The sequence below is a fragment of the Rhizobium aethiopicum genome, from assembly GCF_014197535.1.
Taxonomy (GTDB): domain Bacteria; phylum Pseudomonadota; class Alphaproteobacteria; order Rhizobiales; family Rhizobiaceae; genus Rhizobium; species Rhizobium aethiopicum_A.
The window spans coordinates 1-20,191 of sequence record NZ_JACIFV010000005.1 but is presented as its reverse complement, the minus strand read 5'-3'; the positions used below and the strand labels follow the sequence as shown (position 1 = coordinate 20,191).

Sequence of the window (20,191 nt, the reverse complement as noted above, 5' to 3'; positions counted from 1 at the left end):
CAGCCCGTCAAGGCAGCTGATTTACTAGCGAATTGTTAAGAAATGCCGGTCATTCTCTCCCCGGCTGCGGAGGGAAGCTCGGGTTTGGATGATGAAATCGGCGGAAACAGCTTCCTTGACCGTGAGTCACAATGAGCTTCAGGCGATGGCTTATACCGATCCGCTGACCGGGTTGGGAAACCGCAATCGCATGCGCGACAAGGTGCTGCAGATCTCCGCCGAGCGCGCCAGCGATCCCGCTCCGTTCACCATCGGCATCGCCAATCTCGACAGCTTCAAGCCGATCAACGATCTCTTTGGCTCCTCCGCCGGCGATGAGATCCTTTGCCAGGTCGCCCATCGGCTCAGGGCCTGCATTCCGGACGGGGCGCTGGTCACCCGTCACGACGGTGACGAATTCGCCTTCGTGCTGCCGTTAATCTTCGAGCGGGCGAGCGCCGAAAAATTCGGCCAGATGATCCGCGAGGTGCTGTCGGCGCCCTATGACCTCGGCGACCGCAATGTGCGTCTGTCTGCCTCCCTCGGCTTCGCCATCTATCCCTTCGCCGGAGAGGACTGCGAAGAACTGTTGAAGAGCGCCGAAACCGCCCTCTATCGTTCCAAACGCCGCGGCCGCGGCCAGATCACCGTCTATTCGCGTGAAATCGCCCAGGAGATGAAGCGCGCGACACAGCTGGAGCAGGCGCTCAGAAACGCCATTATCTCCGACGCCATCGATGTTCATTTCCAGCCGATCGTCTCGCTCGCCAACAATCAGGTCGTCGGCTTCGAGGCGCTCGCCCGCTGGAACGATCCCGATCTCGGTTTCGTGTCCCCCGGCGTCTTCGTGCCGCTCGCCGAAGAGCGCGGTTTCATCGACGCGCTGTCGGAGGCCCTGCTTCGCAAGGCCGCTGAAGCAGCCCTATCCTGGCCGCGCGAACTCTTTCTGTCGTTCAATCTCTCTTCGGCGCAGCTGATGGATCCCGGCACGAGCGGCAGCATCCTGTCGATCCTCGGCCGGGTCGGCTTCGATCCGCATCGCCTGGAACTGGAAATCACCGAGACGGCGGTGATGGGTTCGGCCGATACCGCCCACCGCATCATCGCCGATCTGCGCGCCGCCGGCGTTCGCATCTCGCTCGACGATTTCGGCACGGGCCAGTCGAGCCTAGGGCGTCTGCGTGACTTCATCTTCGACAAGATCAAGATCGACCGTGCCTTCGTCTCGCGCATCAATTCCGATCGCGCCTCCGAACACATCATCAAGGCGATCCTTTCCATGTGCGAAGGCTTGGAGCTGGAAGTCGTGGCCGAAGGCATCGAGGATTATGCCGAGGCGGTGAAGCTGCGCACGCTCGGCTGCGGCATGGGCCAGGGCTACCATTTCGGCCGCCCGGCCGATGGCATCGCCACGCTGCGCTTCCTGCACGAGAACTATTACGATATGGCGCCCGCCGAGCGCGTCAGCGCATAAGCAATCCCAACATGCAATCAGAAAAAGCGATGGCGCCCCTAGGAGCGCCATCACCTACGCTATACTACCACGCGCGGTTTACTTAGGCGTGGTCGAACCGGTTGCCGTCGTATCGGTGCCGGTCGCGGCCGGGGCCTTCTCTGCAGACTGCATTGCTAGCGTCTTGAACTCGGGCGCAGCCTTCAGCGATTCAGCGGTCTCGCTGGTTGTCAGCTTGAGACTGCCATCCTGGGTGTTCTGGGCGATGGTGATTTTTTCCATCGGAACTGCGACGTCCTTTTCGCCGATGCCGAGGAAGCCGCCGACGCCGACGATCGCAGCAACGATGCCGCCATCCTTCTTCATGATCAGGTCGTTGATGCTACCGATGCTTTCATTGTTGGCGTTGTAGACCGACTGACCGATATAGGTGTTGGCGCTCACCTGGTCCGGAGCCTGCTCCGTCAGATAGGTACCTTGAGCTACATCCGTGCTCGGTTTTGCAGCCGGAGCCTGTGCTGCGTCGCCTGCAGGCTTGGTGACATCAGGGGTGACCGGCTTGGGGGCAGCCGGATCGGCCGGCGCTGCCTGATTGGTCGCGGCGGGATCGGCAGGCTGCGGCGCCGTCTGCGAGAATGCCGCCGGTGCGAAAGCCGTGGCAAACAGCGCGCCAGCGGCAACGGTCGTCAAAAGTTTGCGTGTCATTTCGAACCTACTTTCATTTCCCTAGAGTGATCGCTGACTCGGCAATGCATCATCCTTGCCGCGCCGGTTCGAAGGGAAAATGAGCGGTGCGCCGATTGGTTCCGGTTGAAAACACGGAAAATTTCTCGATTATCACGGAACTTTTATTGGCGAGCGGCCCGAAACGAAAAAAGGCGCCCACTTGGGAGCGCCTTGAATGGCGGCTGACCGAAACCCCGGTCAGAGCACATAGATGGGATCGAACACGCCCTTGACCTCAATGCCGAGTTCCAGCAGCGCGCCGGCGCTCGGCTGGGCCGAACGGGCATCCTCGTCAAGCCCTTCCCAGGCCGTCGTCACCGCCAGCCGGTCGGCATTGGCGCTGATGAAGGCCGGGCAGGAGGGCTGGACGGCGGGAACCTTGTAGCGCGAGATACGCAAGCCATCGGGATTGTAGCGATCGACGACGCCGGCGCCCCAGCGGGCATTCCAGATATAGCCGTCGGCATCGACCACCGAACCGTCGATACTGCCGGGTTCGTCCATGCTGTCGACGAGCACGATCGGCTCCCCGATGGGCAGGCCGGTCTGCGGATCGACCATGACGCGCATCAGCCGGTTGATGCGGGAATCCGTGTAGTAGCCGATCGTGCCATCGGGGGAAAAGCAGATCGAATTCGGAATGCTGATGCCGTTGAAGATCTTCGTCACCTTGCCGCCGGCGACATGATAGATGGCGCCGGCCTGGTTTTCCGCCCTCTTGCTCATCGTGCCGATCCAGAGCGCCCCGGAGGGATGGGTGCGGCCGTCGTTCGAGCGGTTTTCCGGCCTGTCGTTTTCGAGCGCGGCATAGAAGGTGAGATTGCCGCTCGCCACATCGCGCACGAAAAGCCCTTCTTCCGTCGCGATCAGCTGCCGTCCGGCATCGATGCGGGCCAGCACGCTTGCCATCACCGGCAGCGGATGGACCTTTTTCTCCGCCGTTGCGAGTCTGAGCTCGTGCAGCTCCTTGCCGAGGATATTGAACCACCAGACCGTATTGCTGTCCGGATCATAGGTTGGTCCTTCGCCGAGAACGGAATTGGTGTTGCAAAGGGTCTTGCCTTCGAACTCGTAAATGTCGGTCATACGTTCACGCTCCCATGGCTCCATCATAGGCGTAAATGGTCGCCTTGGCGCGCTCGGCAACCTCTGCCGCGGTCATTCCGGGCTTGTAGAGGCTGGTGCCGAGGCCGAAGGCTGAGATGCCGGCTTTGGTGTAATCGGCGAAATTCTTGTCCGATACGCCGCCGACGGCGGCAATCGTCAGCTCCGGCGGCAGGATCGCCCGGATCGCCGTGATGCCCGACGGACCAAGCACGCTCGCCGGAAAGAATTTGAGGCCTGTGGCGCCGGCGCGCGCTGCCGCCAGTGCCTCCGTCGGCGTAAAGACGCCCGGCATCGTCACCATACCGTAGTCGTGCGCCCGGATGATCACCTCCGGCTCGACATTGGGTGTGACGAGCAGCTTGCCGCCGGCCGCATTCAGGCTGTCGACAGCCTCGACCGTCAGCACCGTGCCGGCGCCGATCAGCACCTCGGCCGGCGCCATCTTTGCGGCAATCTCGATGGATTTGAATGGCTCCGGCGAATTGAGCGGGATCTCGATCGCCGTCAGGCCGTTTTCGATCAAGGCGCCGACGATGCTCTCGGTCTCGTCGGGCCGGATGCCGCGCAGGATGGCGATCAGCGGGCGCTTCATGTCGGGGAAGGGGATACGGTTCATCGTGTCAGCTTTCTCAATTCGGCCAGATGGCTTCGGCGGCTGCCGATAGGCCGCGGCGCACGGCCGCGTCGGCGTCGATGGGGGTGAAGGCAAGGGAGAGGGTGTTGAAGGCCTGTTCGTAGAGCGCCTGCAGGCGTCCGGAGGCGACGAGGGTGATGCCAGTGCCGTTGGCGGCATCCTGCAGCGCGCCGGCAATTTCGAGGCCGATCAGTGTGCCGGAAAGCCGGGCCTGCGCTGATGCGGCGGAAATCCCGTGCAGCAGCTGGCCCGAACGGGCGGTAAACAGCAGATTGGAGGCAAGTGCGGGATGCGCAAAGGCCGCCGATACGGCCGCCTCGAAGGCAGCCGCATCCGCCGGCTGTTGTTCGGCACCCGACACGGCATGCGATAGGATCGTGTTTTTACTGATCGCGTCGAAAAGCTCGCCGGTCATGAAAGTCGAAAAGCCGGCGACCTTGCCATCCACGACATGCACCCATTTCGAATGCGTGCCGGGCATGCAGACTGCCTGCGCCTCCGAATTCGCGCGGCCGAGTGCGCCGAGAAGCTGGGTTTCCTCGCCGCGCATGACATCGGGCCTCGCCACGTCCCGCTGGGCAAGGCCCGGCAGGATGCGGATGTCACGGCTTTCACCCGGCACGCGGACCGCCGCGGTGAGGATCGAGGCGAGCGGCGCGGGCACGTCGATATAACCAGCCTCGACCCAGCCCTGCCTTGCGCCGGCCATGCCGCAGACGATCACCGGCAGGCCTTCCGGCGCTTCGACAGCGGCGAGATGGCCTGACAGCACGGTGGAAAAGCCGATCTTAGCCGCGCTCGTCATGCCTTCGCCGCTGCGGCGTTCGGCAAGGATGCCGCCGTCCCTGCCGATCAGCCAGAGCCGGAAACTGCTGGTGCCCCAGTCCACCGCGACATAAGCGGGATTAGCCATTACAAAACGCCTCCATCGACGATCAGGGACTGGGCGGTCATACCAGCCGCGCAGTCGGATGCAAGAAACAGGCAGGGACCGACGATGGCTTCCGCCTTGAGCGGGAATTTCAGGCATTGCTGCTCGACCGAGCGCGCGATGCTTTCCTCGGTGAGCCAGAGCTGCATCTGCCGCTCGGTGACGACCATGCCGGGCAGGATGCAGTTGACCCGGATGTTCTCCGGCCCGAGCCGGCCGGCCATGCTCTTCGTCAGTCCGACGACCGCCGCCTTCGCTGCCGCATAGGCGGGAAATCCGCCCATGTTCAGCTTGAAGGCGATCGACGACATATTGACGATCGCGCCGCCGCCGGCCGACCGCATCGACGGCGCCACTGCCTGCGAGGTGAAGAACACGTGCCGCAGATTGACCGCCTGATTATTGTCCCAATAGGCCTCGGTCACATCATCAAATTCATGGCGGTCGTCCCAGGCCGCGTTGTTGACGAGCACGCGGACCGGCCCGGACTTGGTAACGACGGCATCGACCGTGCGCCGGATCGCCTCGATGTCGCGCAGATCGGCATGGTAGAAGAGCACCGGATGCGCCGTTTCCCGCGACAGTCTTTCGGCGAGTTCGCTGCCGGCCGTCTCGGCAATGTCGATGAAGGAGACCTTGGCGCCCTGGCGTGCGAAACCTTCGACGATCGCCGCGCCGATGCCGGATCCGCCGCCGGTCACGAGCACGGCGCGATCCTTGAACTCGGGAAATTGTGCTGCCACTGCGCTCACCGTCTCCTCCGATCTCTCACGTTCCATTATTTGGAACTTAATTTGACTATGTGGAATTATCCGATTATGCTGGCCTTTCTGTCAAGGGCGCAGGCTTTGCAAGCGCGGACCGATCTAATGGCACATAGACAATGACTTCAAGTGACGGCATGTCCCAGACACGCGAGACCGGCACCCTCGGCAAATTGATGGTTCTCCTCGATCTCGTCACCCATGCGGATACGCCATTGCGCTTCACCGATATCCTGGCGCGCGCCCGCCAGCCGCGCGGCACGCTGCATCGCCAGCTCAGCCACCTGGTGGAGGAGGGGCTGCTCGAGCTTGATGGCGACGGCCGTTATGCGCCGGGCCTGCGCCTGCTCGATTTTGCCGCGCGCAGCTGGGCGCGCAACGAATTCCGCCTGGTTGCCGAACCGCACCTGAGCGAACTCCAGCAGGCGACCGGCGAGACGGTGCATCTCGGCGTTCTCCGGGGACAGTCGATCATCTATCTCGACAAGGTCGAAGGCCGTCAGCCGGTGCGCATGTATTCGCAGATCGGCAACGCGTCGCCCTGCTACTGCACCGGCGTCGGCAAGGCCGCTCTTTCGCTGCTTCCGCCGGAAACTCTTGTCGACCTCCTCGCCGGCCTGAGCTTCACCAGCTTTACCGCCTCGACCCATGCTTCGGCCGAGACGCTTGCCGCCGAAATCCGCGAGATTGCCGAACAGGGCTATGCTTTCGACCGCGAGGAGCACGAGGCCGGCATCCGCTGCGTCGCCGCACCGGTCTGGTCGGAGGATCGCACCTTCATCGGCGGCATTTCGGTCACCGGCCCGGCCTATCGGCTGTCGATGGAACTTCTGCGTCAGTGGGCCGTTCCCGTACAGCTGGCGGCTGCAAGGATTATGGAGGGCATGCGCGTCCGCCTCGGCCCGCGCCGTTAACGGTTACCGCCTTTGCCGGACCCGCTTGCTGAGCATGCTTATGATGAGCGCGATATTGAGATTTACGGGCGAATCACGCCAAGTGGAATGGCCCGCGAAATCTGCAACCACGCATCGGCCGAAGCCTGTCTGCCGAGGCCGGCTCCATGTGATCTAACTCACGCTCCTCACGCCTCGATGCAACCGAACCGGCCGCGGCGCCGAAGATGAAAACTGTGATGGTACCCTTGTCGCAAACATCCACGGAAGAAGACGATTACATCAGCGAAATTGCCGGCCTGAAGACGCAGTTCGATATTTTTCGCTTCTTGAAACGCGTCACCGAAACCTATCGCAGCCGCGCTTTCATGGTTCTCAACCTGCCGCCGATCACCTCTCTCGACCTGCAGGGCAACACCGTCATCACCAGTTGGCCGGCCGAGCTTCTGGCGCTCTACGACCAGGAAGCGCTGATGGTGAACAGCCCGGTTCTGAGGCGGCTGAGAACATCGACACGGCCTTTTTTCTACGACATGTCGCGCGAGGCCTGGTCACGTGACGACGGCAAGTCCGCCCTGGTCACGGGGTTGTTCGAGCGTTTCAGGATGATCCGGGGTGCCTACTTCCCAACGCATGAGGCCTCAGGCCTGCGCGGTGCCGTCTCCTTCTCCGGCGACCGTGAACCCTTCAGCGCCGCCGAGATGCGCGAGCTTTGCTATATCGCCATCCATGTCTTCGACAGGCTTGCCGAAATCCGCAACCTCGATACGCGCATGACGGACTCGCTGACCGACCGCGAGATCGACTGCCTCAACTGGACGGCTGCCGGCAAGACCAGCGCCGAAATCGCCGAAATCCTGGCGCTGTCCGAGCATACGATCAATCATTACCTCAACCGCGCCACCAAGAAGCTCGACACGGTCAACCGCACCCAGGCGGTCGCCAAGGCGCTGCGGATCGGCCTGATCAAATAAGTCGCAAAGATGGCGGCGCGCTGCGGGCGGTCGCTCAGTGCTTAGGCAGAACCGGGATGCGCCGCCGGCACTTCTCAGCGCTTTTCCCAATTTTTTCATCTGGCACGCTTTCTGCATTTCCTTTGCCAGAGGTCCAGAGGGGACTTTGATGACCAGCGCCAGGAAATGGCGCGGCCGACACACCGCTGACCGACGCCGACGCCGCCTCTCTCCCGGCCCTCGGCGTCGGTGGCGGTTGTTGCCTTTTGGCACCGCTTCTTCCGCAGCTGTTCACGAATTCCTCTCCCCGGTCACTTTTCTCTGGCCTTTTTTTTGGCTTGCGCTAGTTCGCCCCGCATTGCGCCGGTTCTCGGGGAGAGAGACCGTTGCGGCCATCAGGGCGAAAAGCCCGGCGGACTTGATGGCCGCAACGGCTTCGCGGGGTCCCCGCCGGCGTTTTTGAAGCCGGCAAATCGATTTTCCTCCCGATGATTTTGTTTGGCGAAGGCGTGCGGCTCCACTATCTCTACCGCATGATTTCGTGCCTTGGTCGGAATCGGCCAAGACTAAAATCATGCGTGCGTCTTGAAAGACGCGCGGCGCCGTAGTCTGCGGGAAGAAGCAATGAGGGTGGAATGACCGACGTCACGAAGGAAAAGGTTCTCGAAACGCTGAAGACCGTGCGCGGACCGGATCTCGAGCACGACATCGTCGCGCTCGGCATGGTCTCCGATGTCTTCATCTCCGACGGCAAGGTCTATTTTTCCATCACCGTTCCGGCCGAGCGCGCCAAGGAGCTGGAGCCGATGCGGCTCGCCGCCGAGCGCGTCATCAAGGAGATGCCGGGTGTCAAGGGTGCGCTCGTCACACTGACGGCGGACAAGAAGGCGGCCGCCGCCGCGCCCGCTGCCCGCCCGGCGTCGAATCCGCCCCACGGTCACGCCGGCCACGATCATGGGGGTCATGATCATGGGCATCACGGGCATGCGCCGCAGCAACAGCCGCCCCGAACCGGCAAGATCGGCGTCCCCGGTATCGGCGCCATCATTGCCGTCGCCTCCGGCAAGGGCGGGGTCGGCAAGTCCACCACCGCCGTCAACCTGGCGCTCGGCCTGCTCGCCAACGGTCTTCGCGTCGGTATTCTCGATGCCGATATTTACGGCCCCTCGATGCCGCGGCTCTTGAAGATCTCCGGCCGCCCGACGCAGATCGATGGCCGCATCATCAATCCGATGGAGAATTACGGCCTCAAGGTCATGTCGATGGGTTTCCTCGTTGACGAGGAGACGGCGATGATCTGGCGCGGACCGATGGTCCAGTCGGCCCTGATGCAGATGCTGCGCGAAGTGGCCTGGGGCGAGCTCGACGTCCTCGTCGTCGACATGCCGCCCGGCACCGGCGATGCGCAGTTGACGATGGCCCAGCAGGTGCCGCTTGCCGGCGCCGTCATCGTCTCGACACCGCAGGATCTCGCCCTGATCGATGCCCGCAAGGGCCTCAACATGTTCCGCAAGGTCGAGGTGCCAGTGCTCGGTATCGTCGAGAATATGAGCTATTTCATCGCCCCCGATACCGGCACCCGCTACGACATCTTCGGCCATGGCGGCGCCCGCAAGGAGGCCGAGCGCATCGGCGTGCCCTTCCTCGGCGAAGTGCCGCTGACGATGAACATCCGCGAAACCTCCGACGCCGGCACGCCGCTCGTTGCCTCCGATCCGAACGGCGTCGTCGCCGGCATCTATCGCGGTATCGCCGCCAAGGTATGGCAGCAGCTCGGCGGCCAGCCCCAGCGCCCGGCGCCGGCGATCGTCTTTGAATGACGTCTCCGTTTATGGGCAGGACTTCCGGGCCAGGGCGCGCATGACAGCAGAGCGCTGAGCCGCCGAATCACCGTTGCGATCACCCCGAATTGTGCGGGAAATGTGGTGAAAAGCCGCGCTTCACGGAAGATGTCTTGATTATTTCACGGCTTTGCTTCATATGCCGCGGCGCCATGATGGCATTGCTGCAGATGCTCAACGACGGCCGTCTTCGTTTCGAAGGTCCGGCCCGCCTGCAAGGTCGAAGGATGGGTACTGCGATGCGGTGGAGCACAATGGGCATGCTGGCTTTTGCGGCCGGGTGCAGCCGGAGTTGTATGAACTTTCTTGATCCGCTTCCGTTTGGGCCTGGAACGAGCCACCCTCGCATTGCCGCGATGGCGGACGGATGGAAAGGCTTGCAATGAAGATGATGACCACGAAGTGTCGTGAGCATCGGAGACGCTGCCGGTGATCACCGCTTACCGTTCCAATTGCAAATCGGTCGAAATCCGCGATCTCGCGCAGCCGGCATCCTTTCCCGAGGATGTCGTCTGGATCGACATGATCGAGCCGAGCCGCGAGGAGGAGCTTTATGTCGAGAAGGTTCTCGGCATCGAGGTTCCGACCCGTGACGATCTCAAGGACATCGAACCGTCGGCTCGCCTTTATATCGAAAACGACGCCGTCTTCATGACCGCTTCGCTGGTCTGGAAGGCCGATACCGACGCGCCGACGCTGACCGACGTCGCCTTCATCCTGGCCGGAAACCGCCTGGTCACCATCCGCTACGCCCAACCGAAATCCTTTGCGCTGTTCATCGCCGCCCTTCACCGGCTGCCGGAAAACTGGCGCAGCGGCGCGGCCCTTCTCGCCAAGCTGCTGGAGACGATCGTCGACCGGACCGCCGAAATCCTCGAAACCTCCGTCTCGCGCATCGACATCTTGTCGACGCATGTCTTCGGCAGGGCGAAAAAGGTCCGCAAGCCTTCGAACTACCTCGAGCAGAAATTGCGCGATATCGCCGGTCATCACCGCATGATCAGCAAGCTGCGAGACAGTCTCGGCTCGCTTTCCCGGCTTCTGACATTCTTTTACACGGTCCCGGCGATCCAGCAGGACCACGAGGCGAAGGAGCTCTGCCGCACCGTCTCGCGCGACATTCAGTCGCTGTCGGAGCATGCCTCCTTCGTCGCCGCCAACATCACCTTCCTGCTCGATGCCTCGCTCGGCCTCATCAACATCGAGCAGAACTCGATCATCAAGATTTTCTCGATCGCCTCGGTCGTGTTCCTGCCGCCGACATTGGTCGCCTCCATCTATGGCATGAATTTTCAGGTCATGCCGGAATTGGCCTGGACCGCGGGTTATCCCTATTCGCTGGCCTTGATGGTAATATCGGCCGTCATTCCATTTTTCTTTTTTCGCTGGAAAGGCTGGCTCTGAGGAGCTTGTTGAAATTTCATGTCCGAAGAGAGCCATCCTCCGCACGATCGCCATATGACGCCGCGCAAGCTGTTCTATCTCGCGCTCGGTTCCGTCGGTGTCGTCTACGGCGATATCGGCACGAGCCCGCTCTACGCTTTTCGCGAGGCGCTGAAGCCCGTCGCCCATGACGGCGTCACCCGTTTCGAGGTCATCAGTCTGATTTCGCTGATGATCTGGGCGCTGACCATCATCGTCACCATCAAATACGTTCTCTTCCTGCTGCGCGCCGACAACGACGGGGAGGGCGGCACGCTGTCGCTGCTCGCCCTTCTGATGAAGACCGCCAACGGCCATACCGCAATGCTGATGCTGCTCGGACTGATGGGCGCTGCCCTGTTCCTCGGCGATGCGATGATCACGCCGGCGCTTTCGGTGCTGTCGGCCGTCGAGGGTCTGAAGCTCGTCACGCCCAGCCTGGCGGAATATATCGTGCCGATCTCGGTGGCGATCCTGGTGCTGCTCTTCGTCGTGCAGTCGCGCGGCACCGGCGCCGTCGCCAAATTCTTCGGCCCGATCACCGCCGTCTGGTTCCTCGTCATCGCCGCCGCCGGCATTTCCCATATCTCCGACGATTTCGGCATTCTGGCCGCCTTCAACCCCTATTATGCCGTCAGCTTCCTGCTGCATGAGGGTTTTTATGGTGTCGTCGTGCTTGGTGCCGTCTTCCTGACGGTGACGGGCGCCGAGGCGCTTTATGCCGATCTCGGCCATTTCGGCCGTCGCCCGATCCAATGGGCCTGGTTCGCGCTGGTGTTTCCGGCGTTGACGCTGAACTATCTCGGGCAGGGCGCGCTCGTGCTCGGCAGACCGGAGACGATGTCCGATCCCTTCTATCTGATGTTTCCGCAATGGGCGCTGCTGCCGGTCGTCATCCTCGCCACCGCCGCAACAATCATCGCCAGCCAGGCCGTCATAACGGGGGCCTTTTCGCTGGTGCGCCAGGGCATCAACCTCGGCTTCCTGCCGCGCATGGAAATCCTCTTCACCTCGGAAACCAATACCGGACAGATCTTCTTGCCGTCGGTCAACGCCGTGCTATTCTTCGGCGTCATCTTCCTGGTGCTGAGCTTCAAGACGTCGGACGCATTGGCCACCGCCTACGGCATCTCCGTCACCGGCGCCATGGTCGTCACCTCGATCATGGCCTTCGAATTCGTCCGGGCCCGCTGGAACTGGTCGCTGCCGGTCGCGGTGATCGCGCTCGCGCCGCTCGTCGTCCTCGAAATGATCTTCCTCGGCGCCAACCTTCTGAAGATCCATGATGGCGGCTATATCCCGATCCTGATCGCCACCGCCTTTACCGTCGTCATGTGGACCTGGCGCCGCGGCACCGCGATCTTGATGGAGAAGACCCGGCACACCGATATTCCGCTCGCCTCCTTCGTCAGTTCCATCGAGCGCAAGAGCGAGCATTCGCCGGCGCAGGTTCCCGGCACGGCGATCTTCCTGACCAGCGATCCGGAATCGGCCCCCGCCGCCCTGCTGCACAATCTCAAGCACAACCACGTGCTTCACGATCGCAACGTCATTCTGACGATCCGTACGGTGAACAAGCCGCGTGTGCCGAGCCACGACCGCTACAAGGTCGAGCCGATTTCCGAACGCTTCTCGCGCGTCGAGCTGCTCTTCGGCTTCATGGAATCGCAGAACGTCTCGCAGGCGCTGGCAACGCTGCGCAAGACCGGACTGAAGTTCGACATCATGTCGACCTCCTTCTATCTCGGCCGCCGCAAACTGGTGCCGGATGCCAAGTCGGGCATGCCCTACTGGCAGGACCGGCTGTACATCGCGCTGGCCAACGCCGCCGCCAACCCCTCGGACTACTTCCGCCTGCCGGCCAACCGCGTGGTGGAGCTGGGCTCGCACGTTATTATTTGATGCGTGGGGCAAAGACCCCGCCCCAAACCCCTCCCCACAAGGGGGAGGGGCTTAACTTGCCGCGCCGGCTTACCATATCTGCAACGTGTCGGAGGAGCGAGGCGGAACCCCCGGGTTAGTCCCTCCCCCTTGTGGGGAGGGGTTGGGGCGGGGTCTTTCACAAGGCTGCGACACACACCTCGTCCCATGAACTTATCAGCCATATTAGAACATCCAAAAACTCCCGCTGCTACTTTCCGGCACGCTTCGTTAACCGGACGTCAAGGTTAATGAGAGATTTTCGATGGCATGTTCCCGCGTTCCATGCCCGGAGTTCGTGTTGCGTCGAAAGAGCCCTTCCCGTAGCAAGCTGCGTCTTCTCCCCGAGAACTGGGTCTCGCCCGCCATCTTCGGGCTTGCCGTCTGGCTGATCTTCCCAAGCGTTGCCTCCCACGCCGATCTCGCCACCATGCTCGCCGGTCTCGACGGTGAAGGGGAGAGCTGGCGCATGGTGCTGACCAATTCGCCGGCCGGCTCCATCCATCAGGCCGAGCTCGCCTTCGCCGATCCGGCCGCGACCGGCTCGATCGCCTCAGGCGCCGGCATGGTGCTGCCCGATGGCCGCAAGGTGGCTTTTACGGCCAAGGACAAGGGTCACGAAGACACGCCGGACGAGGACCGCGTCATTCGCGGCACGAAGAAAGGCCGCGTTGTCGCCGTCGAGAAGATGCAGCCGCCGAAGGACTTTTCCGCCGGCTCGATTCTCGAGCGCACCAAGATGCTCTTCACACCGAATTTCGATCTCAAGGACCGGTCGGCTTTCGTCAAGCCGAAGATCCAGGGCAGGGAAATCGAGATCGCCACCTCTTTCTATAAGAAGCAGCCGGTGATGCCGCAGGTCGGCGTGCCGGCGATGCTCGCAAGCCTCGTCACCAGCAACAAGGCCGACGTGCTTGCCACCGCCTATGCGCCGGCGTCACCGGATTATGCCCGCCAGTCGCCCTTCGATTCGATCCTGACCGAACCGGAAAGCGGCCGCTTCGTTCCCCAGATCGGTCCGGGCGACCACGCCTGGGCCGCAAGCGTGCTGCCGCCGAGCGTCTTCTCCGCCCGCGAGCAGCAATGCCTTGCCTCCGGAATTTATTTCGAGGCGCGCGGGGAATCGGTGAAGGGCCAGGCGGCCGTCGCCCAGGTCATCCTCAACCGTGTTCGTAACCCCGCCTATCCCAAGAGCATCTGCGGCGTCGTTTACCAGAACGAGGATTGGCGCAACCGCTGCCAGTTTTCCTTCGCCTGCGACAGCATCAAGGACCGGGTGAATTCGCAATATCACTGGCGGGTGGCCCGCGACGTGGCCATGGCGGTGACATCAGGCAAGATCTGGCTGCCGCAGGTCGGGTCGGCAACGCACTACCATGCCGTTTATGTCCGCCCGAAATGGGCAAAGACCATGGAAAAGGTCGGGCGCATCGGTCTCCACGTCTTCTACCGCACCTATGGCGGCGGCTGGAGCTGAGATAAAGCGCTGGGGTCAGGCCGATTTTCTGCCCCTAAAAGCGGATTCTTTCCGTCGAATTTGCGCGCGCGGCCGAAAATCGACTTATCCCTTTGATTTCCCGAATTTATTTTCTGGCTGGACAGAAGCCGTCTACGCCTTGACTATACCAATCCCTAAAACTATGTTGCGCGCGACTTCAGAACGGGCCGGAAGGGTCTCAACCTTCGCGTCCGGGGTCCGAATGACCGGGGTAGCGGGAGTGCGGGCGACGGGCAGGCGAGGAGAGATCCATGGCGGACGACCGCGAGGAAAGTCTTGAGAAGCGCCGTGCGCAACTGGGAGCGGAACTCGCGACCAAGCGCGCTGAGGCGGGAGTGGAACAAGCAAGCGAGGCCCAAGCTGAGGTAAGCCGCAAAGGTTATGCCCAGGCGATGAAGCTTTCCAGCGAGTTCATTGCCGCAATCGTCGTCGGTGCCGTCCTTGGCTATCTTCTCGACCGTTTTGTTGGCACGGCGCCTTGGGGGTTGATTGTTCTTCTGCTTCTCGGATTCTGTGCCGGCGTTCTGAACGTGCTGCGTTCTGCGGGGGTGGTTGCCCATCCGCTGGACGACCAGGACAAGAAATAGGGCCGGTCCCGGTCCAGTGCAATGACCCCGCGTCCTGCGGGCCAAAGAGAGAGAACAAGCGGTGTCTAACGATCCGACTCATCAGTTCCTGATCCAGAAGATTGTCCCGATCGAAATCGGCGGAATTGATTTTTCGTTCACCAACGCATCGCTCTTCATGGTCGCTTCTGCAGCTGTTGCCGCAGGGTTCCTTTATTTCTCGACCTCGAACCGCGCCATCGTGCCCGGCCGTTCGCAGTCGGTCGCGGAAATGTCCTATGAATTTATCGCCAACATGCTCAAGGAAGGCGCGGGCAAGCAGGGGCTGAAGTTCTTCCCGCTGGTCTTCTCGCTCTTCATGTTCGTGCTGACGGCGAATCTGCTCGGCATGTTCCCCTATTTCTTCACGATCACCAGCCAGATTATCGTCACCTTCGCGCTGGCGATCCTCGTCATCAGCACGGTTCTGATCTACGGCTTCTATAAGCACGGTTTCCACTTCCTGAATGTCTTCGTGCCTTCGGGCGTGCCGGGCATATTGCTGCCGCTGGTCGTCGCGATCGAAATCATTTCCTTCCTGTCCCGTCCGATTTCGCTCTCCGTTCGTCTTTTTGCCAACATGCTCGCCGGTCACATCACGCTGAAGGTGTTCGCAGGCTTCGTCGCCTCGCTTGGAACCCTTGGTGCAGTCGGTATCGGCGGCGCCGTTCTTCCCCTCATCATGACCGTCGCCCTGACCGGTCTCGAGTTCCTCGTCGCCTTCCTTCAGGCTTACGTCTTCGCGGTGCTGACTTGCATGTACCTCAACGACGCAATCCATCCGGGCGGGCACTAAGGATAACGACAACGACGTCTCCGGGGCGTCAGTCATTCGCCGCAACAACCATTTCAAAGGAGTTCAACATGGAAGCGGAAGCAGCAAAGTTCATCGGTGCAGGCCTGGCTTGCTTTGGTATGGCCGGTACGGCTCTCGGCCTCGGCAATATCTTCGGCAGCTACCTCTCCGGCGCTCTGCGCAATCCGTCTGCCGCTGACAGCCAGTTCGGCCGTCTGGTATTCGGCTTCGCCGTTACGGAAGCTCTGGGCATCTTCTCGCTGCTCGTCGCTCTCCTCCTCCTCTTCGCTGTCTGATATCGGCGAATAGATGGATCACGGCCTGCGACCGCAAGCCGTGATCCTTTGCATTTGCAGTCCACCTGGAGGTGAGCATGTTTTTTGTGACCCCGGCTTACGCTGAAGAAGCACCGGCGGCAGCGACCGGCACGGATGCGCATGCCGCTCCGGCCGCAGGCGAGGTCCATACCGAGACCGGTGTTGCCGAAGGCGAACACGCCCGCGGCCCGTTCCCGCCTTTCGATTCGACGACCTACGCGTCCCAGCTACTCTGGCTGGTGATTACGTTCGGCGTCTTCTACCTCCTTATGCAAAAGGTCATCGCACCGCGCATCGGGGCGATCCTCGACCAGCGCCACACGCGCATCTCTCAGGATCTGGAAGAAGCAGGCCGCCTGAAGGCGGAAGCCGACGCCGCCGTCCAGACCTATGAAGGCGAACTGGCCTCTGCCCGCGCCAAATCCCACGCGATCGGCTCCGCCGCCCGCGACGCCGCCAAGGTCAAGGCCGAAGAGGATCGCCGCACCGTCGAAACGAGCCTGTCGGAAAAGATCAAGGCTGCCGAAGCGCGGATCGCCGACATCAAGGCCAAGGCTTTCGCTGACGTCGGCACCATTGCCGAGGAGACGGCAGCCGCGGTCGTCGAACAGCTGATCGGCAGCACCGCTGCGCAGGCAGACGTCGCCGCCGCCGTCGCGGCCGCCAAGAAGGAGGCTTGATCGATGGAATTTCATTTCGACGCGACTTTCTTCGCCTTTGTCGGCCTCGTCCTCTTCCTGGCGCTGGTTGTTTACCTCAAGGTTCCCGGCATGATGGCACGCTCGCTCGACGACCGCGCCGACCAGATCCGCAACGAGCTGGCCGAAGCCAAGCGCCTGCGCGAGGAAGCCCAGCATCTGCTCGCCGAATACCAGCGCAAGCGCAAGGAAGCGGAAGCGGAAGCTGCCCACATCGTTGCCGCCGCTGAGCGCGAAGCCGAGATGCTGACCGCCGAGGCGAAGAAGAAGACGGAAGAATTCGTCGCCAACCGCACGGCGCTCTCCGAGCAGAAGATCAAGCAGGCCGAGGCCGATGCGATGAAGGCGGTGCGTTCCGCCGCCGTCGATCTGGCCATCGCAGCCGCCGAAACGGTGCTCGCCAAGAAGGCCGATGGTAAGGTCCAGTCGGAGCTCTTCGGCAACGCCGTCGGTCAGGTCAAGACACGGCTCAACTGAGCGGTATCGAATGAATGAGGGAAAGGCTGGGCATGTCCCGGCCTTTTTCTTTTGGTGACCTCACTCTTTATGCAGTCTCTACGTCAAACTCGGAAACGACTGAGAATGAGGCGCGACGCTGCGACGAATCCCTTCTCCCCAGCGGGGAGAAGATGCCGGCAGGCAGATGAGGGGGCGAGCGGCAAAGCCGCGAATGCACGGAGTGCAAGCGAAGGGCAAAATGATCGGTGTGTCGTGTGGCCCCCTCATCCGACCCTTCGGGCCACCTTCTCCCCGCTGGGAGAAGAGGGAGCAAGCCGCCGCACCGGCTTTCTGCTGCCGGGTTTGGCATTGCCACTTTTTCCGTTGAATTACGCTACTCGGAAATCAGCTCGTCCATCTCAGGCCCGTCCTCGCCCTTGCGCAGCGGTCTAAAGCTCATCCGGTGCAGCGAACAGGGACCGTGCTTCTCGATGCCGGCGCGGTGCTGCGCCGTGCCGTAGCCGACATGGGCGGCAAACCCGTAATCCGGAAAAACATTATGCGCCCGCGCCATCATCCGGTCGCGCGTCACCTTGGCGACGATCGAGGCGGCGGCGATCGAGACCGAGCGGGCATCGCCCTTGACAACCGCTTGTCCGGGGCAATCGAGGCCGGGCGGGACATCAAGCCCATCCGTCAGCACGTAACTTGCGGGAATGGCGAGGCTGCAGATGGCGCGCCGCATCGCGTCCAGGCTCGCCTTGCGAATGTCAGTTTCGTCGATGCGGGTCGAGCTGGAGGAGGCGATGGAAACCGTCGCGGTCGCCAGGATCTGCACGAAGAGTTCCTCGCGCCGCTGCGCCGAGAGCTGCTTGGAATCGTTGAGGCCTTCAGGGATGCGCTTCGGATCGAGGATGACGGCGGCAGCCACCACAGGCCCGGCCAGCGGCCCGCGGCCTGCCTCGTCGGCGCCGGCGACCGGCCAGTGGCCGGCCTTGCGGGCTTTGAGCTCGAGCTTGAAATCTGGCACGAGAGGGACCGTGTCGAAAAGCAGGGGAGAATCGGGTGGCGTGCGACGTTTCATGCGGCTGAACCTCGCACGCCAACCCGATTTCCCGCAAGTCCCCGGATCAGGGCGGCGGCCGGGGACGGCCCGGCGGATGGTGGCGGTCAGGGCCATCCGCGGGAATTGCGCTCGGGGCTCGAAAACAGGGCGGTTTTTCTGAGCAGCCGATGCGCAAACTTGAAAAATCAGAGCAGCGACAGCTGCACGCCGCTACCATCCGGTGGCACGAACAGATCGTCGCGCAGCGGCACGCTGCGCCGCGTCAGCTCGAAGCGTTTCGCCGCCATTTCGAAACGCCGGGCGATCTGCCAGGCATAGGGGCCGGCGCCCTTCATGCGCTTGCCGAATTCGGCGTCGTAATCCTTGCCGCCGCGCATCGAGCGCACCAGCGACATCACATGCCGGTAACGATCGGGATAGTGCTGCAGCAGCCAGTCGCGAAAGAGCGGGCTGACTTCGAGCGGCAGCCTGAGAATGACATAACTCGCCTCGGCGGCGCCGGCAGCCTTTGCCGATTCGAGGATGCGTTCCAACTCGTGATCGTTCAGCGCCGGGATCAGCGGAGCGGCCATGACGGCAGTCTGGATGCCTGCCTCCGAGAGCGCATGAATGGTCTCCAGCCGTCGCGGCGGCGTGGCGGCGCGCGGCTCCATCGCCCGGGCAAGCTTGCGGTCGAGCGTGGTGACCGAGATGCCGACGCGCACCAGGTTCTTGCGGGCCATCTCTTGCAGAATGTCGAGATCGCGCAGGATCATCGCCGACTTGGTGACGATCGACACCGGATGGTTCGCCTTGTTCAGCACCTCGAGGATGCCGCGCATGATGCGCCATTCCTTCTCGATCGGCTGATAGGGGTCGGTATTGGTGCCGATCGCGATCACCCGCACCTTGTAGCCCGGCTTGGCGAGCTCCCGCTCCAGGAGCTTCGCCGCATCGGGCTTGGCGAAGAGCTTCGTCTCGAAATCGAGTCCCGCCGAAAGCCCCATATAGGCGTGCGTCGGGCGGGCGAAACAATAGATGCAGCCGTGCTCACAGCCACGATAGGGATTGATCGAGCGGTCGAAGGAAAGATCCGGCGATTCGTTGCGGGTAATCGCGGTGCGCGGCTTTTCGATCTGCACCTCGGTCTTGAACGGCGGCAGCTCTTCCAGGGTCTGCCAGCCGTCGTCGAAGGTCTCCCGTTGCAGCGCTTCGAACCGCCCTGTCGGGTTCAGTCCGGCTCCGCGCCCGCGCCGCCGGTCGCCCTCGACCCTGAGACCTGAGGACACGATCATCGCATCGGCAATATCTGCCGTATTGGCAGGCGCGAATGCGGCCTGCCCTGCCAGGGACTGCTCTCTCATCGGATTCTCCCGCGGCGGAAAGCCATTGCCTCCGCCCGTTTTGATGATTAAATTCCTATCGGCAAAATGAGAACAATGCAAGAACAAAATGCGGAAAAGGGTGCTGGCAAAAAATTGTGCGGCGCATTATGAATAATCGATGTTGACGGTTGTTCTCGAATGCCAGGATCAGGAATCCGAACTGGCTCAGACCTTATCGGTATTGGTGGCAGGCGCGGTGGAAGGGCTCGTCAGCGATGTGATCGTGCTCGATCACGGCTCACGCGACGGCACCTCGCGGGTCGCCGACGCCGCCGGCTGCCGTTTCCATTCGCAATGGGATATCAAGGACATTGTCCGCTCCGCCCGCGGCGAATGGCTGCTCTTCGTCGAGCCGGGGTCAAGGCCGCAGGCCGGGTGGATCGATGAGATCGCCGAGTATATGGCGCTGAACAAGGCGCCGGCCCGTTTTACCGCGTCGCGCGGCTATCGACGCCCCTTCTTCCAGCGCGTCGCTCGCGCCCGGCCGCCGCTGGAGCTCGGGCTGTTGATGCCGAAGAACCTGGCGCTCGCCGCCGCCAGAAGCGGGATGCCTGTTGCCGACTTCGCCAAGGGCCAGAAGCCGCGCAAGCTCGCAAGTGAATTGATTCCCTCCTGGGTGGCGCGCGCTGCGCGCTGAGCCGTTCTACGCTTCATGATGTCTGGATGGTTCATGGCTGTCCGGTGCAGACCCGTGAACGACCGGGTTGATGGTCGACATTTTGGACCGGGATGATACCTGACAGTTTTCATTCTGTCGTGTGTGCTGCTTTAGGCCTCATCGGCCCG

General features: G+C 62.3%; 20 protein-coding genes. 13 read left to right on the top strand and 7 right to left on the bottom strand.

The features are described from left to right. Nucleotides 1-88: 88 nt before the first annotated feature. Entirely contained in the window at nucleotides 89-1,453 is a 1,365-nt protein-coding gene (locus GGD53_RS09195) for a putative bifunctional diguanylate cyclase/phosphodiesterase (RefSeq protein ID WP_184455168.1), read from the top strand. A 78-nt stretch (nucleotides 1,454-1,531) separates the two neighbouring features. Here GGD53_RS09195 and GGD53_RS09190 read toward each other — a convergent pair whose 3' ends face one another. The 5 genes from GGD53_RS09190 to GGD53_RS09170 all read right to left on the bottom strand — a co-directional run bounded on the left by GGD53_RS09190 (nucleotide 1,532) and on the right by GGD53_RS09170 (nucleotide 5,609). Further along, nucleotides 1,532-2,137 carry a PRC-barrel domain-containing protein gene (locus tag GGD53_RS09190; protein WP_184455167.1) on the bottom strand — a complete coding sequence of 202 codons (606 nt, stop codon included), beginning with the start codon at nucleotides 2,135-2,137 and terminating at the stop codon, nucleotides 1,532-1,534. 219 nt (nucleotides 2,138-2,356) lie between these two features. Next, nucleotides 2,357-3,244: an SMP-30/gluconolactonase/LRE family protein gene (locus GGD53_RS09185; RefSeq protein WP_184455166.1), complete on the bottom strand. Its 888-nt coding sequence runs from the start codon at nucleotides 3,242-3,244 to the stop codon at nucleotides 2,357-2,359. Nucleotides 3,245-3,248: 4 nt separating this feature from the next. Next, nucleotides 3,249-3,881: a 2-dehydro-3-deoxy-6-phosphogalactonate aldolase gene (locus GGD53_RS09180; RefSeq protein ID WP_184455165.1), complete on the bottom strand. Its 633-nt coding sequence runs from the start codon at nucleotides 3,879-3,881 to the stop codon at nucleotides 3,249-3,251. Between the two features lie 13 nt (nucleotides 3,882-3,894). Then, nucleotides 3,895-4,812: a 2-dehydro-3-deoxygalactonokinase gene (locus GGD53_RS09175; RefSeq protein WP_184455164.1), complete on the bottom strand. Its 918-nt coding sequence runs from the start codon at nucleotides 4,810-4,812 to the stop codon at nucleotides 3,895-3,897. Continuing rightward, nucleotides 4,812-5,609 (bottom strand): SDR family NAD(P)-dependent oxidoreductase, encoded by a 798-nt coding sequence (locus GGD53_RS09170; protein ID WP_184455163.1) that lies wholly within the window; start codon nucleotides 5,607-5,609, stop codon nucleotides 4,812-4,814. The genes GGD53_RS09175 and GGD53_RS09170 overlap by 1 nt, the downstream gene beginning before the upstream one ends. A 104-nt stretch (nucleotides 5,610-5,713) precedes the next feature. Between GGD53_RS09170 and GGD53_RS09165 the strand changes: the two genes are divergently transcribed. The 11 genes from GGD53_RS09165 (at nucleotide 5,714) to GGD53_RS09115 (ending at nucleotide 17,014) form a co-directional block, all read left to right on the top strand. Beyond that, nucleotides 5,714-6,508: an IclR family transcriptional regulator gene (locus GGD53_RS09165; protein WP_184455161.1), complete on the top strand. Its 795-nt coding sequence runs from the start codon at nucleotides 5,714-5,716 to the stop codon at nucleotides 6,506-6,508. Between the two features lie 218 nt (nucleotides 6,509-6,726). Continuing rightward, complete coding sequence (locus GGD53_RS09160) at nucleotides 6,727-7,461, top strand: LuxR family transcriptional regulator (protein WP_184455675.1); 735 nt, start codon at nucleotides 6,727-6,729, stop codon at nucleotides 7,459-7,461. Nucleotides 7,462-8,075: 614 nt separating this feature from the next. Next, nucleotides 8,076-9,260, top strand: coding sequence for an Mrp/NBP35 family ATP-binding protein (locus tag GGD53_RS09155; protein WP_184455160.1), 1,185 nt, complete (start codon nucleotides 8,076-8,078; stop codon nucleotides 9,258-9,260). Between the two features lie 450 nt (nucleotides 9,261-9,710). Continuing rightward, nucleotides 9,711-10,685: a CorA family divalent cation transporter gene (locus GGD53_RS09150; protein ID WP_184455159.1), complete on the top strand. Its 975-nt coding sequence runs from the start codon at nucleotides 9,711-9,713 to the stop codon at nucleotides 10,683-10,685. Nucleotides 10,686-10,703: 18 nt separating this feature from the next. Continuing rightward, nucleotides 10,704-12,605, top strand: a complete 1,902-nt coding sequence (locus tag GGD53_RS09145; protein WP_184455158.1) for a potassium transporter Kup — start codon at nucleotides 10,704-10,706, stop codon at nucleotides 12,603-12,605. Nucleotides 12,606-12,888: 283 nt separating this feature from the next. After that, the gene (locus GGD53_RS09140; RefSeq protein ID WP_184455157.1) at nucleotides 12,889-14,100 is read left to right on the top strand and encodes a cell wall hydrolase; all 1,212 of its coding nucleotides are present in this window, start codon (nucleotides 12,889-12,891) and stop codon (nucleotides 14,098-14,100) included. 272 nt (nucleotides 14,101-14,372) lie between these two features. Next, the gene (locus GGD53_RS09135) at nucleotides 14,373-14,708 is read left to right on the top strand and encodes an AtpZ/AtpI family protein (RefSeq protein WP_184455156.1); all 336 of its coding nucleotides are present in this window, start codon (nucleotides 14,373-14,375) and stop codon (nucleotides 14,706-14,708) included. Nucleotides 14,709-14,769: 61 nt separating this feature from the next. After that, nucleotides 14,770-15,522 carry a F0F1 ATP synthase subunit A gene (locus tag GGD53_RS09130; RefSeq protein ID WP_064800844.1) on the top strand — a complete coding sequence of 251 codons (753 nt, stop codon included), beginning with the start codon at nucleotides 14,770-14,772 and terminating at the stop codon, nucleotides 15,520-15,522. A gap of 68 nt (nucleotides 15,523-15,590) precedes the next feature. Beyond that, on the top strand, nucleotides 15,591-15,818 hold the full coding sequence (locus GGD53_RS09125; protein ID WP_003588243.1) for a F0F1 ATP synthase subunit C: 228 nt from the start codon (nucleotides 15,591-15,593) through the stop codon (nucleotides 15,816-15,818). A 77-nt stretch (nucleotides 15,819-15,895) separates the two neighbouring features. After that, nucleotides 15,896-16,519: a F0F1 ATP synthase subunit B gene (locus tag GGD53_RS09120; protein WP_184455155.1), complete on the top strand. Its 624-nt coding sequence runs from the start codon at nucleotides 15,896-15,898 to the stop codon at nucleotides 16,517-16,519. Between the two features lie 3 nt (nucleotides 16,520-16,522). Next, entirely contained in the window at nucleotides 16,523-17,014 is a 492-nt protein-coding gene (locus GGD53_RS09115) for a F0F1 ATP synthase subunit B (protein ID WP_085777143.1), read from the top strand. A gap of 355 nt (nucleotides 17,015-17,369) precedes the next feature. On the opposite strand, the gene GGD53_RS09110 is transcribed toward GGD53_RS09115, so the two are convergent. After that, on the bottom strand, nucleotides 17,370-18,059 hold the full coding sequence (locus GGD53_RS09110; protein WP_184455153.1) for a ribonuclease HII: 690 nt from the start codon (nucleotides 18,057-18,059) through the stop codon (nucleotides 17,370-17,372). 167 nt (nucleotides 18,060-18,226) lie between these two features. Next, nucleotides 18,227-19,384 carry a PA0069 family radical SAM protein gene (locus GGD53_RS09105; RefSeq protein ID WP_184455152.1) on the bottom strand — a complete coding sequence of 386 codons (1,158 nt, stop codon included), beginning with the start codon at nucleotides 19,382-19,384 and terminating at the stop codon, nucleotides 18,227-18,229. A 139-nt stretch (nucleotides 19,385-19,523) separates the two neighbouring features. Here GGD53_RS09105 and GGD53_RS09100 point away from each other — a divergent pair, with 139 nt between their 5' ends. After that, nucleotides 19,524-20,042 carry a glycosyl transferase gene (locus tag GGD53_RS09100; RefSeq protein WP_184455150.1) on the top strand — a complete coding sequence of 173 codons (519 nt, stop codon included), beginning with the start codon at nucleotides 19,524-19,526 and terminating at the stop codon, nucleotides 20,040-20,042. Nucleotides 20,043-20,191: the final 149 nt, after the last annotated feature.